Source organism: Oerskovia enterophila (genome assembly GCF_001692445.1).
In the GTDB taxonomy this organism is placed as follows: Bacteria; Actinomycetota; Actinomycetes; order Actinomycetales; family Cellulomonadaceae; genus Oerskovia; species Oerskovia enterophila.
Genome location: NZ_MAQA01000012.1, coordinates 45,464 through 61,471, shown reverse-complemented (window position 1 = coordinate 61,471; position 16,008 = coordinate 45,464). Strand labels below are relative to the sequence as shown.

General features: G+C 72.4%; 9 protein-coding genes. 3 read left to right on the top strand and 6 right to left on the bottom strand.

What is annotated here, in order from left to right; genetic code table 11:
* Window positions 1-97 precede the first annotated feature (97 nt).
* Window positions 98-982, top strand: a complete 885-nt coding sequence (locus tag OERS_RS06910; RefSeq protein WP_068625234.1) for an endo alpha-1,4 polygalactosaminidase — start codon at window positions 98-100, stop codon at window positions 980-982.
* On the opposite strand, the gene OERS_RS06905 is transcribed toward OERS_RS06910, so the two are convergent.
* The 4 genes from OERS_RS06905 to OERS_RS06890 form a co-directional block, all read right to left on the bottom strand.
* The gene (locus tag OERS_RS06905) at window positions 961-2,412 is read right to left on the bottom strand and encodes an alanine/glycine:cation symporter family protein (protein ID WP_068625233.1); all 1,452 of its coding nucleotides are present in this window, start codon (window positions 2,410-2,412) and stop codon (window positions 961-963) included. The genes OERS_RS06910 and OERS_RS06905 overlap by 22 nt on opposite strands.
* Before the next feature lie 79 nt (window positions 2,413-2,491).
* The gene (locus tag OERS_RS06900; RefSeq protein ID WP_068625232.1) at window positions 2,492-3,088 is read right to left on the bottom strand and encodes a YdeI/OmpD-associated family protein; all 597 of its coding nucleotides are present in this window, start codon (window positions 3,086-3,088) and stop codon (window positions 2,492-2,494) included.
* Between the two features lie 135 nt (window positions 3,089-3,223).
* The gene (locus OERS_RS06895) at window positions 3,224-6,712 is read right to left on the bottom strand and encodes a GH92 family glycosyl hydrolase (RefSeq protein WP_211268445.1); all 3,489 of its coding nucleotides are present in this window, start codon (window positions 6,710-6,712) and stop codon (window positions 3,224-3,226) included.
* 162 nt (window positions 6,713-6,874) lie between these two features.
* Complete coding sequence (locus tag OERS_RS06890; RefSeq protein WP_068625230.1) at window positions 6,875-10,480, bottom strand: GH92 family glycosyl hydrolase; 3,606 nt, start codon at window positions 10,478-10,480, stop codon at window positions 6,875-6,877.
* A 218-nt stretch (window positions 10,481-10,698) separates the two neighbouring features.
* Between OERS_RS06890 and OERS_RS06885 the strand changes: the two genes are divergently transcribed.
* Window positions 10,699-13,362 (top strand): DEAD/DEAH box helicase, encoded by a 2,664-nt coding sequence (locus tag OERS_RS06885; protein ID WP_083201287.1) that lies wholly within the window; start codon window positions 10,699-10,701, stop codon window positions 13,360-13,362.
* Between the two features lie 6 nt (window positions 13,363-13,368).
* On the opposite strand, the gene OERS_RS06880 is transcribed toward OERS_RS06885, so the two are convergent.
* Entirely contained in the window at window positions 13,369-14,319 is a 951-nt protein-coding gene (locus OERS_RS06880) for an Acg family FMN-binding oxidoreductase (protein WP_068625229.1), read from the bottom strand.
* Between the two features lie 219 nt (window positions 14,320-14,538).
* Between OERS_RS06880 and OERS_RS06875 the strand changes: the two genes are divergently transcribed.
* On the top strand, window positions 14,539-15,267 hold the full coding sequence (locus tag OERS_RS06875) for a VIT1/CCC1 transporter family protein (RefSeq protein ID WP_056762462.1): 729 nt from the start codon (window positions 14,539-14,541) through the stop codon (window positions 15,265-15,267).
* A gap of 19 nt (window positions 15,268-15,286) precedes the next feature.
* Here the strand turns inward: OERS_RS06875 and OERS_RS06870 are convergent, their stop codons facing one another.
* Window positions 15,287-15,940, bottom strand: a complete 654-nt coding sequence (locus tag OERS_RS06870) for a FadR/GntR family transcriptional regulator (RefSeq protein ID WP_211268444.1) — start codon at window positions 15,938-15,940, stop codon at window positions 15,287-15,289.
* Window positions 15,941-16,008 lie beyond the last annotated feature (68 nt).

Here is a 16,008-nt window from a genome sequence, read left to right as displayed (position 1 = left end):
GTCGGCTCCCGCGATCCGCGGGGGCCGGCCGGCCGTGCGTCGCGCGACACCTGCGCACCGGTGCCCGGTGCCCGGTGCCCGGTGCGAGCATGGTCCCGTGCTCCCGACCCGCTCCGCGCTCCCGCTCGCCTCCTCGGTCCTGGCCCTCGCTCTCCTCGCCGGGTGCACCGCTCCGGCGCCCGCGCCCACCTCGGCCCGTGACGACCTCGAGCCGACCACCTCGGTGAGCGCCGCCGTCGGGCAGGAGGACGAGGCCCCCGCTCCCCCGCCCGCCGGGGCCGGGCTCGACTACCAGCTCGGCGGGGCCTACCCGCCGCCCGACGGCGTGACCGTCGTCGTCCGAGACGTCACCGACTCCCCCGCGGGCGCGGGCTACGACGTCTGCTACGTCAACGGGTTCCAGACCCAGCCCGGCGAGAGCGAGACCTGGCTGCGCGACCACCCCGACCTGGTCCTGCGCGACGACGACGGCGAACCCGTCGCCGACCTCGGCTGGCCCGACGAGCTGCTCCTCGACACCTCGACCGACACCGCGCGCCGCGAGATCGCGCAGGTCGTCGGCGCACAGCTGGACGCGTGCGCGGACGCGGGGTTCGACGCGGTCGAGCCCGACAACCTGGACTCGTTCACCCGGTCGTCGGGGTTGCTCACGCGCGACGACAACCTCGCCCTGGCCGCGCTGCTGATCGACCGCGCGCACGCGCGAGGACTCGCGATCGGGCAGAAGAACACGGTCGAGCTGGGCGAGGACGGTCGGGCGCTCGGCTTCGACTTCGTGGTCGCCGAGGACTGCGCCGTCCACGACGAGTGCGGCGACTACGCCGCCGCCTACGGCACGCGCGTCCTGGAGATCGAGTACGACGACGAGCCGGACCTCTCCGCCCGCCTCGCCGACGCGTGCGCGCGCGGGGTCTCGGTCGTGGGACGCGACCGCGCGCTCTCGACGCCCGACGACCCGGGCTACGCCTTCGAGTCCTGCTGAACCGGCGCCCACACGTCGCCCGGCACGTCCCCGGGCAGGTCGGGGTTCCCGACCCCGACGAACCGGTCGCCCGCCCCGCTCGCCCGCAGGCGCTCGAAGTCCTTGAGCGCCCCGAAGGCCCACCGGCCCAGCAGCGTGATCGCGACCAGGTTCACGAGGGCCATGAGCGCCATGGCGACGTCCGCGACGGCCCACACGGCCTCGAGCTCGACGAGCGACCCGATCCCGATCGCCGCGAGCACGAGCGTGCGCAGCGCGGTGAGCGCCTTGGCGCGGATGCCGAGGAACGTCAGGTTGACCTCGGCGTACGAGTAGTTGCCGAGCACCGAGGAGAACGCGAAGACGAACACCAGGATCGTCATGGGCCACACGGTCCACGACCCGAGCTGGGCCGCGACGGCCTCCTGCGTGAGCGAGGCCCCGGCCGCGTCGGTCGTGCTCCCCGGGTCGAACACCTCGGGTCCCGCCATGAGGATGATGAAGGCCGTCGCCGAGCACACCACGATCGTGTCGACGAACACGCCGAGCGACTGGATCAGGCCCTGCTTGGCGGGGTGCGAGACCGTCGCGGTCGCGGCCGCGTTCGGTGCGCTGCCCATGCCTGCCTCGTTCGAGAACAGGCCACGCTTGACCCCGTTGAGCAGCGCCGCGAGGATCCCCCCGGCCGTGCCCGCGACGGCCTGGTCGAGCCCGAACGCGCCCTCGACGATCTGCCGGACCACGCCCGGCACGGCGCCGAGGTTCATGAGGATGATCGTGGCCGCGAGCAGGACGTAGATGCCCGCCATGATCGGCAGCACGACACCCGCGACCTTCGCGACGCGCTTGACCCCGCCGAACAGCACGGGCGCGGCGAGGATCATGAGGAAGACCGCGGTCCAGCCCGGCGAGACGGCGTGCCCGTTGTCCAGGGCCTCGCTGATCGTGTTGGCCTGCACCATGTTGAACGCGAAGCCGAACGCGAAGATCAGCAGGATCGCGAACACGATCCCCCAGCGTCGCGAGCCCAGACCCCGCTGGATGTAGTACGCGGGGCCGCCGCGGAAGGAGCCGTCGTCGGCACGGACCTTGAAGATCTGCCCCAGCGTCGCCTCGACGAACGCCGTGGCCATGCCGATGAGCGCGACGCACCACATCCAGAAGATCGCGCCCGGCCCGCCGAGCGTCAGCGCGATCGCGACGCCCGCGATGTTGCCCGTGCCCACGCGCGAGGCGAGGCCCACGCAGAAGGCCTGGAACGACGAGATGCCGCCCTCGGCCGCGCCGGTCGAGCCGCCGACCAGCCGGAACATGAGCCCGAACATCCGGACCTGGACGGCGCGCGTGCGCACCGTGAAGTAGATGCCCGCGCCGATGAGGACGTAGATCAGGACGTAGGAGTACAGGAAGTTGCTGACCGGGTCGATCAGCGCCTCTTGCAGGACGTCCATGGGGTTCCTCCAGCCCGACGGCGGTTCTGCCGTCCGCAGGACGCTAACCTCTCGCGGTGGTCCTTGTCGCGACGGGCACTCAGCGCGGCTGCTCGTGCGCGCGCTCGCCGCGCTGGGCCTTCTGCGCGGTCTCGGCGATCCGGGCGGCGCGGGTCGGCGCCCGCCGGGCGTCCGCGATCCAGCCGAGGACGAGTCGGCGCACCCCGGGCGGGAAGGCGTCCCAGTGCTCCCGGGCAGGCGGCACGGCGGCGAACGCCGAGGCCAGGTCGTCGGGGACGACCAGCGCCTCGGCGTCGTCGTACCTCGTCCAGGAACCGTCGGCCCGCGCGGCCTCGACGACCGCGCGCCCCGCGTCGGTCATCCTCCCGTCCGCCTCGGCCCGCGCGACCCGCTCCTTGCTCAGGCGCGTCCAGCGGCTGCCGGGACGCCGGCGTGTGAGCCACATCATCGAGCGGTCGTCGTCGATCGTCTGCACGGTCCCGTCGATCCAGCCGAAGCTCAGCGCCTCCTCGATGAGCGCGTCGTAGTCGATCGGGGCGCGACCGCTGGCCCGCCGCCACTGCACGACCCAGACCCCGGGCACCTCGTCGTCGTGGTGGTCGACGAGCCACGCGCGCCACTCGGCCGCGGTCTCGGGGTGGAAGCGGGGCGCGTCCGCGCGCCGGTCGGTCACCATGCGCCCAGACTGCCACGGGACCTCCCGTGGGTCCCGGCGAGACCAGCGGGTCCCGTCGGGGCCCGGCCCCCGCGGACGACGAGGGGAGGTGCTGGTCCGGGACGCGTCCGGACCAGCACCTCCCCGGCTCGTGGGTCAGTCGCAGGTGGTGGCGTCGTAGGACACCACGACCTCCTGCGACTGCCCGTCCTGGGAGACCACGACCGTGGCCTGCCCTGCCTCGACCGCACCCGCGCGCGTCGCGAACGACGCCGACGCACTCTTGCCCGGCGCCAGCCCCACGAACGACCTGGACCCGAACACCGAGGACACCTTGACGTCCACCGGCAGGTCCTCCGCGCTCACCGCACGCACCGAGACCACCACACGCCCCGCCACGCACTGCGCCCTGGCCGAGACCACCACGTCGAACACCGGCACCACCACCACCGCATCGCTCGCCACCGCGAACACGTGCAGATCCTTGTTCCGCGGGAAGGTGATCGAGACGATCTTCTTCCCCTCGGGAGCCACGTAGGGGGCCGTGGAGAACACGAACGCGCTGTCCTTGTCCCCGTTGCGGCGGTCCATGCGCGCGACCACCGCGTTCCCCAGGACGGGGCTCCCGTCCGCGCTCGGCAGGACCCAGTCGCCGAACCCGACGGTCGTCGTGGCCGTGGTCCCGTCCTGGAACGTCACGGTCGCCTGGCCCTGCTGGGTCCCGTTGGTCGCAGCCCCGACGAGCGAGAAGCCCGCGCTCGGTGCCGGCAGGACGATCGTCTCGCCGTCGAGCGTGAGCGAGTCCGGTCGGCCCTCGGGCGAGGAGGGCCAGACGAACGGCAGGCCGCCGACGTCGTGCGCCGAGCCCGGCGTGAGCCCCGCCTGTGCGAGCGCCTCGCGCGAGAACGAGTTCCCCGCACCGTCGAAGTTGGCACCTGCCCGCTGGGCCTGGCTCGCGCTCCCGACCGTGTCGAACGCCGCGAACAGGCTGCCCTCGGCCGCGACCCGCACCGTGACCGGCACACGCCTCTCGGTGCCTCCGGCCGTGAGCGTGACCTCGACGTCGTAGAAGCCCTCGGGCACGTCCTGACCCACCGCGAAGGTGAGGTCACCGCGCAGGTGACCTGCGCCGTCGGGCACGAGGGTCTCGCCCGTGACCGTGATGTCCGCGGGCGCGTCGACCGCGACCGTGACCTGGGCGTCGAGGTCCCCGAAGAGCTGGGCGTCGACCGGGGACGTCGCCGTGCCGCCCGGAGCCACCGAGACGAGCGCGCTCCCCGCGTTCGCGACGAGCCCCTGCTCGCCCTCGCGGAACGACGGTGGCGAGGCCTCGGGCGACGTGCCCCAGGTCGTGTCGCGCTCGGCCGACAAGGCCAGCTCGACCACACCACCCTCGTGGATCAGGCCTTCGGGCAGGTAGGTCCTGTCCCAGGGCTGCCCCTCGACCGTCATGCCCGTGATGTACCGCTGGCCCGTCGACGCGCCGGGCGCCCGCAGGTCGAGCGTCTTGCCGTCGCCGAGGTCGATCACGACCCGGTCGAACCGCGGGGTGTTGATCGCCAGGACGTCGGTCCCGGGCGTCGTGGGGTACAGGCCCGCGGCGGCCCAGACGTACCAGCCCGCCTGCGCGCCCAGGTCGTCGTTGCCCGGCTTCCCGTCCGGAGTCGGGGAGAACAGGGTCGCGGTGATCTCGTCGACAAGCTCGGTCGTTCGCCAGGGCTGACCCACGTAGTCGTACAGCCACGGCACACCGAAGTTCGGCTCGTTGCCGATCCAGAGCCGGGGCTCGTTGGGACCCGAGTTGTGGGTCGTGGTGAACCGGTCGAGGCGCTCGGCCACGGCCTCCCGACCGCCCAGCCCCTCGGTCAGCGCCGCGACGTTCTGTGGGACGAGCCACGTGTACTGCTCGGCGTTGCCCTCGTCGAACCCCTCCTGCCCGAACCCGCCGCTGCCGTCCGGGACCACGAACGAGCCGTCGGCGTTGCGGGCCGCGACCGTGCTCGTGCTCGGGTCGAAGATGTTCTGCCAGTACTGGCCGCGCGCCTGGTACTCGGCCGCGATCTCGTCCTGGCCCAGAGCCCCCGCGAGACGACCGATCGCGAAGTCCGCGACCGACCACTCGAGCGTGATGGACGCCCCGACCACGCGGTGGTCGCCCCGGAACTCCTCGGTCTGCGGGGCGTACCCGCGCTCGAGGTAGGTCCCGATCCCGTGCCGCTGGACGTACCCGCTCGGGGTCCGGCCCTCGGTCGTGGCGCCCTTGACCATGTACTCGAGCGCCGTCTCGGCGTCGAAGTCTCGCGCACCGAACGCGTACATGCTCGCGATGAGCGGCACCGAGCTGTCGCCCGTCATCTGCCCCGTGTACCCGTTGGCGACGGGCCAGCGCGGGAGCCAGCCCCCCTCGACGGCCGAGCTCACGAGCGACTGCGCCATGTCCGAGGCGCGCTCAGGAGCGAGCACCGCCTGGAGCGCACCGAGCGAACGGTACGTGTCCCAGTCCGAGAAGTTGGCGTACCGGGTGCGGCCGTCGGCGACCTGGTGGATCTGCTGGTCGAACCCGACGTAACGCCCGTCGACGTCGTCGAACGTGTTGGGGTGCATCATCGAGTGGTAGAGCGAGGTGTAGAACATGGTCTTGTCGTCCGCGTCCTCGCCCGCGACCTGGACCTTGCCCAGCAGGTCGGACCAGGCCGCACGGTTGTCGTCGCGGACAGCGTCGAAGTCCCAGGCCGGGATCTCGGCCGCGAGGTTGGCCTGCGCGCCCTCGACGCTCACGTACGACATCGCGACCTTGGCCTGGACCGTCGAACCCGGCGCGAACGTCGTCCACGCTCCCGCGCGGCGGCCCTGCGCCGAGCGGTCACCCGTCGTGAGGGTCGTGCCCTCCCAGGTGCCGAACGACGAGAAGTCCTGGTCGAACTCGACCGCGTAGTAGAGCGTGTAGCGGTTGCCCTTGCCGCAGAACCCGCCGCTCGACACCGAGCCCGTGACGGTGCGGCTGCCGGTGACCTCGACCGTGGACCCGAAGACCGTGCCGAGCGAGCCGCCCGGGTTGACGATGACCTGCGCGTCCCCTGTCTGCGGGTACTCGAACGTCATGCCCCCCGAGCGCGTCGCGGCCGACAGCTCGGCCTCGATGCCCGAGCTCTTGAGGGTCACGGCGTACCGGCCCACCTCGGCACTCTCCTGGTCGTGCGAGAACTCCTCCTTGCGGTCCCACGGCGCACTGCCCACGTCCCCCGCGACCGGCAGGATGGGGACGTCGCCGAACACCCAGCACCCCGCCGACGCGTGGTTCATCGAGAACCCGCGGATCGCCTGGTGCGAGTAGCGGTACCCCGCGTACGCCCGGTCGCCGTTCCCCACCGACACCTGGGTGTCGGGCGAGAGCTGCATCATGCCGAACGGCATCGACGGTCCGGGGAAGTTGTTGATCTCCCCCACGACGCCGTTCGCCTGCCCCGTGCCGACCATCGGGTCGACCAGGTCGACCGGGTCGGTCACGAGCCCGGCGTCGGAGGCCCCGGCCGCTGGTGCCGGCGGGGCGGCGACCGCCGCCCCTCCCACGAGCCCCGCGCCCGCGACCGCTGCCGCGGCGAGCGCCGCGACGACCCTTCGTGTCCTGCCTCGTGCTGTTCTCACGCTCTGCTCCCTCGTTGGTCGTCCCTGACCTCGTGACGTGCTGCTGCGGTACGCCGGCCGCACCGGCGGACCGAGGCGCGCCCGCCCGTGTCCTGCGCGTCGGGCGGGGCGCGCCGACGGGCCCGACCGGGGTTCCCTCTCCCCGGGCGGGCCCATGGTGGGTCAGTCGCAGGTGGTGGCGTCGTAGGACACCACGACATCCTGCGACCGCCCGTCCTGGGAGACCACGACCGTGACCTGGCCGGCCTCGACCGCACCCGAACGCGTCGCGAACGACGCCGACGCACTCTTGCCCGGCGCCAGCCCCACGAACGACCTGGACCCGAACACCGAGGACACCTTGACGTCCACCGGCAGGTCCTCCGCGCTCACCGCACGCACCGAGAGCACCACACGCCCCGCCACGCACTGGGCCCTGGCCGAGACCACCACGTCGAACACCGGAGCCACCACCGCATCGCTCGCCACCGCGAACACGTGCATGTTGGTCGCGCGCGGCAGGGTGATCGTCGCGAGGGCCTTGCCCTCGGGGACGGCGACCGGAGCCGTGGCGTACAGGCCGCAGCCGATGCGCTGCGTCCCCGTGCCACTGCCTCGTGCCCCCGCCTTGGCGACGAGGATGTTGCCGGCCACGGGCGACCCCGTGCACCAGTCGCTCAGCTCGACGCGCGACGTCTGGCTCGTGCCGTCCGTGAAGCCCAGGACCAGGTCGCCCCCGTGCGTGCCGTTGTTGCTCGAGCCGACGAGCGAGACCTGGCGTGCCGTGCCGATGCTCGCGCGGACGTCGAGCACCTGACCGTTCGCGCGGACGTTGTCGGGCGCACCCGGCTCCTCGGCCGCGAGCACGTAGCCCAGCTGCGTGCCCGGGACGAGTCCCGGCACGCCCTGGACCGCGCCCTGCTCGGCGAGCAGGTCGCGCAGCAGGTAGGCCCCCTGCCCGTCGAAGTTCGCGTTGGCCGCACCGGCGTCGCCGATCCCGGCGTTGTCGAAGCTGCTGCGCAGCCACGACTCCTGCGCGACGACGACGGTCACCTCGCGGGAGACCTCGTGCCCCGCGGCGTCCGTCACGACGACCGTGACGGGGTACGCGCCGGGCGCGACGCCCGGCGCGGCCGAGAGCCTCAGCGGGATCTCGCTCGTGGCAGGCAGGCCGTCCGAGACGACCGACCACGGGCCCGAGCCGTCCTGGACCTGGACGGCGTCGCTCCCGGTCACCTGGATCTCGCCCGAGACGGTACCCGGGCCCTGCGCGACGACGCTCGCCACCAGGTCGACCGTTGCGCCCGGCCGGATGACCGGGTGCGCGGTCGAGAGGCCCGCGAACAGGCGGCTGACCTCGGCGTCGACCCGGTCGACCGCGCCCGGCGCGGCGTCGGGCCCCGTGGCCCACGCGGTGTGCTCGGCGCTCGTGGCGAACGACAGGGTGCCCGCCGCGGTCAGCTCCGGGCCCGTGAGGTAGGCGCGGTCCACCGCGGTGGCCCCTGCGGTGACCGAGGCCGTGTAGCGGTTCTCGGTCGACGTCCCCGGGGCGGTGATGTGCAGCTCGCTACGAGGGTAGAACGACTCGTCGAGGTCGATCCGGACGTCGTCGAACAGGGGCGTCGAGAGGCCCCACGTGTCCGTGCCGGGCACGATCGGGTAGATCCCGAGCCCCGACAGGACGTGCCACGCGGACATGGTGCCCAGGTCGTCGTTGCCCGTGACGCCGTCGGGGCCGTCGGTGAAGAGGGTCAGGGCCGCGCGGACCACGTCGTTGGTCTTCCACGGCTGCCCGGTCCACAGGTACACGTACGGCGCGTGGAGGTTGGGCTCGTTGTTGGGGTTGTAGGTGTCCTGGTCGTAGTAGGAATAGGTGCCGTTGACCCACACCTCGCGGGCCGTCTTCTCGGGGTCCACGAGCAGCTGGTCGTAGGCGAAGAACGAGTCGAGCGCCTCGTTGGCGGCGTCCGTGCCGCCGATCAGGTCGAGGAGGCCCGGGACGTCCTGCTGGACGAGCCACTGGTACTGGACGGCAGTGCCCTCGTGGAACCCGTCGCTCTTGGCCGGGTCCGGGTCGCCCACGAACAGGCCGTCGGCGTTGCGGGCGCGGAAGGCCCCGGTGCGCGGGTCGAACACCGAACGGTAGTTCTGGCCCCGCGCGGCGTAGCGGTCGGCGTCCTCGTCATGGCCGAGGCCCCGTGCCATGGTCGCGAGCATCGCGTCCGAGAGCGCGTACTCGAGCGTGGCCGAACCGCCGTGCTGCAGGTCGTAGTCACCGGGCTTGCCCGAACGTCCCGGCTCGTGCGGGACGAACCCGCTCGCCAGGTACGTGTCGTTGCCCGCGCGCCCGTTGAACGGGGAGTCTGCGGGGGCCATGTTGTCGGCGCTCTGCTGGAGGACCGCGTAGGCCTCCTCCTCGTGCCCCGCGAGCAGCCCCTGGCTCCATGCGCTCACGAGGAAGGGCGTGGCCGGGTCGCCCGTCATGATGTTGGTCTCGACCGTGCCGTACCCCCAGCGCGGCAGCCAGCCGCCCTGCTCCGCGGCGCGGACAACGGACAGCGCCATGTCCTGCGACTCCTGCGGGGCGAGCAGCGCGAGCAGCTGCTGCTGCGTGCGGTACGTGTCCCACAGCGAGAAGTTCTGGTAGTACGTGAAGTCCTCGGCGACGTGGACCTCCTGGTCCCAGCCGCGGTAGCGCCCGTCGACGTCGGTGCCCGTGTTGGGGGCCAGGAAGCTCCGGTACAGCGAGGAGTAGAACGTGCGCAGGTCGTCCTCGGTGCCGCGCTGGACGGCGACCGACCCGAGCCGCTCCTCCCATGCCGCGGTCGCGGCGGTGCGAGCCTCGTCGAACGTGCCCGCCTCGGCGTCGAGGTTCGCGGCCGCCCCGGCCGCGTCGACGTAGCTCATCGAGGTGGTCGCCTCGACGTCGAGGTCGCCGCCCGTGGTGTCGAACCGGAGGTAGGCGCCCACGCGGCCGTCGCCCGTGGCGGTCGCCGCGCCCGCCGTGACGGCGCCGCCCTGCCAGGTGCCGTAGGTCGTGAAGGGGCGGTCGAAGGTCGTGCGCGTGTGGATCGTGAAGGGCTGCGTGTCCTGGCAGAAGCCGCGCTGGGTGATGGTCGTCTCGACCGTGCGGTCGTCGATCACGGTCACGGTCGACCCGGTGACCCGGTTGAGGGCCTGCCCGGTGTTGATCAGCACGTTCGCCTTGTCGGTCGACGGGAACGTGTAGCGCTGGACCGCGGTGTGCTCTCCGGCCGTGAGCTCGGCGTCGATCGTGCCCGCCGACGCCTGGAGCCCTACGCGGTAGTACCCGGGCGAGGCCTCCTCGTCGTCGTGCGAGTACTTCAGGGCGTACTGCCCGTAGTCGGTCGAGGTGACGTCGCCCGTCGTGGGCAGGACCGGAAGCGTCCCGCCCAGCCCGCACCCGACCCCCGAGAGGTGCACGAGCGAGAAGCCTCGGATGCGGTCGCGCCCGTAGTCGTACCCGACGTTGTGGCCGTTGTCGGGCGAGAACTGCACCATGCCGAACGGGACGCTCGCCCCGGGGTAGGTGTTCCCGTCGTCCTTGGTCCCGATGAACGGGTTGACGTAGGAGACGAGGGGTTGGTCCACGGGGCCGACCTCGGCCTGGACCGCCGTCGGGGCGGCGGCCGGCGCCGCGCCCGCGGCCGGGAGCGCGGTCGCTGCGGGCGCGGCCCCCACGAGGAGCGCGAGCGCCAGGGCGGTCGACGGGATCGGGCTCCGACGGTGCTGCTTCGAACGAGTTGTCGCGTGCTGACGAGGAGTCATACGGCTCGCCCTCCTGCCCACCACGGCGTGGGCTGCTCGGTGTACCCAGCGTCAGTGCTGGGCGTTCTGCACCTTTGCATGGCATGACAGCGCTGTCCACAGGAGCCATAAGGTTGCCGCCAGGTCGGACGACAGCCCTGCGACGCACCGAGGACGGCGCCCGCGGGCAGGGGCAGCGCGGCCCACCGCCCGGCGCCCGCTCTGCGACAATGGCCACGATGAGCACCACGACCCCCACCACCCGTCCCGAGCCCGGCCTGGTTCGTCACCTGCCGGCACCGGACGGCTCGGGCACCCCGGACCCTGACGCCCTCTACGAAGGGTTCACCGAGTGGGCCACCGAGACGGGGATCGACCTCTACGCCCACCAGGACGAGGCCGTCATCGAGGTCTTCTCGGGCGCGCACGTCATCCTGGCCACGCCCACGGGCTCGGGGAAGTCGCTCGTCGCGGTCGGCGCGCACTACGCGGCCCTCGCCGCGCACCGCGCGGGAGTCCCCGGCCGCAGCTACTACACGGCTCCGCTCAAGGCGCTCGTGAGCGAGAAGTTCTTCGCGCTCGTCGCGGTGTTCGGCTCCGCGAACGTCGGCATGATGACGGGCGACTCGTCGGTCAACCCGACCGCGCCGATCATCTGCTGCACCGCGGAGATCCTCGCGAACATCGCGCTGCGCGACGGCGCCGACGCGGACGTCGCGCAGGTCGTCATGGACGAGTTCCACTACTACGCGGACCCCCAGCGCGGCTGGGCCTGGCAGGTCCCCCTCCTCGAGCTGCCCCAGGCGCAGTTCGTCCTCATGTCCGCGACCCTGGGCGACACCTCGACGTTCACCGAGGACCTCGAGACCCGCACGGGACGCCCCGTCGCCGAGGTCACGAGCGCCGAGCGTCCCGTGCCGCTGACGTTCAGCTACGTCGTCGAGCCGCTCAACGAGGTCCTCGAAGAGCTCGTCACGACGCACCGCGCGCCGGTCTACGTCGTGCACTTCACCCAGAAGGACGCGGTCGACCGCGCCCAGGCCCTGCTGAGCATCAACGTCGCGAGCCGCTCCGAGAAGGACGCGATCGCGGCCGAGCTGGGCGACTTCCGCTTCACCTCGGGGTTCGGCAAGACGCTCAGCAAGTTCCTGCGCCACGGCGTGGGCGTGCACCACGCGGGCATGCTGCCCAAGTACCGTCGCGTGGTCGAGCGCCTGACCCAGGCCGGGCTGCTCAAGGTCGTGTGCGGCACCGACACCCTGGGCGTCGGCATCAACGTCCCCATCCGCACGGTCCTCATGACGAGCCTCGTGAAGTTCGACGGCGAGCGCATGCGCCACCTCACGGCGCGCGAGTTCCACCAGATCGCGGGCCGCGCGGGCCGGGCGGGCTACGACACGCTCGGCGAGGTCCTCGTCATGGCCCCCGAGCACGTGATCGAGAACCGCAAGCTGCTCGCCAAGGCCGGGGACGACCCCAAGAAGCTCAAGAAGATCGTGCGCAAGAAGGCGCCGGCGGGAGCGGTCAACTGGACCGACGCGACGTTCGAGCGCCTGCGCGACGCCGACCCCGAGGCCCTGACCAGCCACTTCACGGTCAACCACGCCATGGTGCTCAACGTGCTCGCGCGGGGGGACAAGGGGGTCGATCCGGTGCAGGCCATGAAGCACCTGCTCACGGCCAACCACGACACCGAGGCCCAGCGCGAGCGCCACGTGCGCCAGGTGTTCCGCATCTACCGTTCGCTGCGCGTCGCGGGCATCGTCGAGCGCGTCCGCGTGCCGGACCCGACCTACCCGAGCGGGCAGCGCCCCACGGTGCGCCTCACGGTCGACCTGCCGCGCGAGTTCGCGCTCAACCAGCCGTTGTCGCCCTTCGCGCTCGCGGCGCTCGACCTGCTCGACGTCGAGTCCCCCACGCACGCGCTCGACGTCGTCTCGGTCCTGGAGGCCACGCTGTCCGACCCGCGCCAGGTGCTCGTCGCGCAGCAGCACCGCGCCCGCGGCGAGGCCGTCGCGGCCATGAAGGCCGAGGGGTACGAGTACGAGGAGCGCATGGCGCTGCTCGAGACCATCACGTGGCCCAAGCCCCTCGCGGACCTGCTCGAGCCTGCGTTCGTCACGTACAAGCACTCGAACCCGTGGGTCTCCGACGCCGAGCTCTCACCCAAGTCGGTCGTGCGCGACATGGTCGAGCGGGCCATGACCTTCGGAGAGTTCGTGTCCGTGTACGGCCTGGACCGCACCGAGGGGGTCGTGCTGCGCTACCTCGCCGACGCGTACCGGTCGATGCGCCAGACGGTCTCCGAGGAGCACCGCACCGAGGAGGTCCAGGACATCACCGAGTGGCTGGGCGAGCTGGTGCGAGGCACCGACTCGTCGCTGCTCGACGAGTGGGAGCGCCTGGCCAACCCTGACGTGAGCGCAGGCGACGACGTCGACCCCCACCTCGGCGACGGCCCGCTGTCCGGCACGGGCGCCGAGGCCCCGGCCCGTCCCGTCACGGGCAACCCTCGCTCGTTCCGCGTCCTGGTCCGCAACGCCCTGTTCCGCCGGGTCGAGCTCGCGGCGCGAGAGAGCTACGACGCGCTCGAGGCCCTCGACAAGGCGAGCGGTTGGGACGGCGACGCGTGGGCCGACGCCCTCGACCCGATGTTCGACCTGCACGGCAACGACGCGATCGGCGTGGACGCCGCAGCACGGTCGTCGGCCCTCGTGCAGATCGTCGAGAACGGCGTGCGGCCCGACGGCGAGCGCGTCGAGCCCGGCACGTGGTTCGTCCGCCAGGTGCTCGACGACCCGGCGGGCGACCACGACTGGGCGATCAGCGCCGTCGTCGACCTCGCGGCGAGCGACGAGGCCGGCGCCGTGGTGCTGAGCGTCGTGGCGGTCGGGACGATCTGACGCGACCTACCGGAGCACGTCGTCGGCCGGGCGGCGGGGCGTCCGCGGAGACGTCGCGCTGTACCCCAGTCGCAGCACCATCTGCGGCGCCCCGGCGTCGAGCGCCGCTGCGAGCGCGGCCCGCGTGGTCGGGTTCTCGAGGACGGTCGTCGCGAACGAGGCGTGCACGAAGTAGGTCGTCGCGGTCAGCAGGACACGCTCGAGCGCCTGGCCGGCAACGAGCCAGTCGCGCACGGAGTCGCCCGGGGTCGTGAGGACCGCGAGCGTCGAACGGTGCTCGAACGCGGCCCGGTCGCTCGTGGAGTCGCCGCCGAAGTGCCGCACGGGGGCCAGCGCGTCGTCGCTCGCGGGACCGAGCGCCGCGACCGGGATCCCGTCGGGCCGGTCGGGGTCGCTCGTGACCCAGCGCGCCTGCTCGACCCGGCCCGTGTGATCCTTGCCGGCGGCCTCCTCGGCCTCGCGCACGAGGTCCAGCAGGACCGTCCGCTCGGGGGCCTGGGGGGCGAGCGTCACGAACCGCGCCCCCTCGGACGTCGCAGCCTTGTCGAGGTCGTCGACCACGTCGGCGTCGAGCGGCTGGTCCTCGAACGGCACACGGGACGTCGCGCGGCGCTCGATCGCGACCGCGAGGTCCAGCTCGTCGGCGTCGGGCAGGACACCCGGGACCAGGTCGACGCGGGCGACCAGGGCGGGGTCGGCGTCGTCGGGCAGCAGCGTCAGCACCGGACGGAAGGACTCGCGGCGTGCCGCGACGCGCAGGTTCGCGAGGAACGCTCCGCAGCTGATGAGCATCTCGCGGCCCGCAGGGTCGGCGTGCGTCAGTCGGCGCGAGTCGTCGGCGCGCACGTCGAGCGTCGTGCCGTGCACGTGGACGGACCACGGCTGGGTGTTGTGCACGCTCGGGGCACGGGACGCGGCCGCGAGGATCCGTTCGATTCGGGGGTCGTCGATGCTCATGTGCGTTCTCCCTGCTTCCGATGCGCCCCTGACGCATCCCCTGCCGGCGGTCACCTCTGCCACCTCGAGCCTCTCAGGACGAGCACCGATCGGCCAGGGACGAAGGTCCTCGCAGGCCTGAGGTGCAGGTCACACGCCCGGCCGCCCGGGACGCGAGACGGACGCGAGCACGTCGCGGCCCGCCACGACAGGCTCGCTCCCCCGCTCTACCGTGGCCTCATGAGCGCACGGGACCAGGAGACGACACCGCACGAGGGAGAGCAGCACCGGAGCGAGGGCACGGGCGCACGGCTCAATCGCCTGCGGGCCGGGGTGCTCGGCGCGAACGACGGGATCGTGTCGACCGCGGGCGTGGTCGTGGGCGTCGCCGCCACCAGCACGTCGATCCCCGTCATCGCGACCGCGGGCGCCGCGGCCCTGCTCGCCGGAGCCCTGTCGATGGCCGCGGGCGAGTACGTCTCGGTGAGCACGCAGCGCGACACCGAGGAGGCCATGCTCGCCAAGGAGCGCCAGGAGCTCGCGACCATGCCCGACGAGGAGCTCGCGGAGCTCGCCGGGATCTACCGGGCCAAAGGACTGACGCCCGAGCTCGCGCACGAGGTCGCCGTCCAGCTCACGGCTCACGACCCCCTCGCGGCTCACGCGGACGCCGAGCTCAACATCGACCCCGACGACCTCACGTCCCCCTGGGAGGCCGCGCTCGCCTCGATCGTCTCGTTCACCGTGGGCGGGCTGCTCCCCCTGGCCGCCATCCTCCTGGCCCCCACCGCGGCCCGGATCCCCGTGACGTTCGTCGCGGTCGTCCTGGCGCTGGTCCTCACGGGCTGGGGCAGCGCGAGGCTGGGACGGTCCCCGACCCGGCGCGCGACGATCCGCACGGTCCTCGGCGGGGCGATCGCCATGGCCGTGACGTACGGGATCGGGTCGCTCGTCGACGTGAACGTCTAGCAGGAGCCGGCGTCGCGGTTCAGCGCATGAACGGCCCGAAGATGGCGGCGACCATCGCCGCCGCACGGTCGGGGTCACCGTCGGCGATCGCCTCGACCAGCTCGTGGTGGTGGCGGTGGGCCGCCTCCTCGTCGTCGCCCTCGCGCTCCTCGTCGCGCATGTGGACCGCGAAGACGTCGAGCATGCTGGAGTAGAGCTGCAGGTAGAGCGGGTTGTGCGTCGCTGCCACGATCGCGCGGTGCAGGGCGAGGTCAGCGCCGGCTCGAAGGTCGCGATCACCGGCCGACCAGACCTCTTCCCGTCGGTCGCGCAGCTCGCGCAGCAGCTCGACGTCGGCCTCCGAGCGACTCGATGCGGCGAGCGAGGCCGCGGTGCTGTCCAGGGCACGGCGCAGCTCCAGGTAGTGACGACGGGATCCCCCGGCGAGCTGGCGTTCGAGCGTGCCCGTCAGCTCGGAGCTGGAGATGACGAAGGTGCCCCGGCCCTGCTCACGGCGCAGCAGTCCTCCGTGCACCAGCGACTGGATCGCCTCGCGGACCGTGTTCCGCCCGACCCCGAACTCCGACACCAGATCGGCTTCGGTCGGGATCCGCTCGCCGACCGGCCAGCGGCCGGAGACCACCTCGTCGCGGAAGCGCTCGACGGCCTGGTCGATCAGGCCTGCTCGACGCACGGGCCGCCGTGTGTCAGACTCACCAGAATTCATCCCATGATCCCATCATTCACCGATCTCATCGTGGA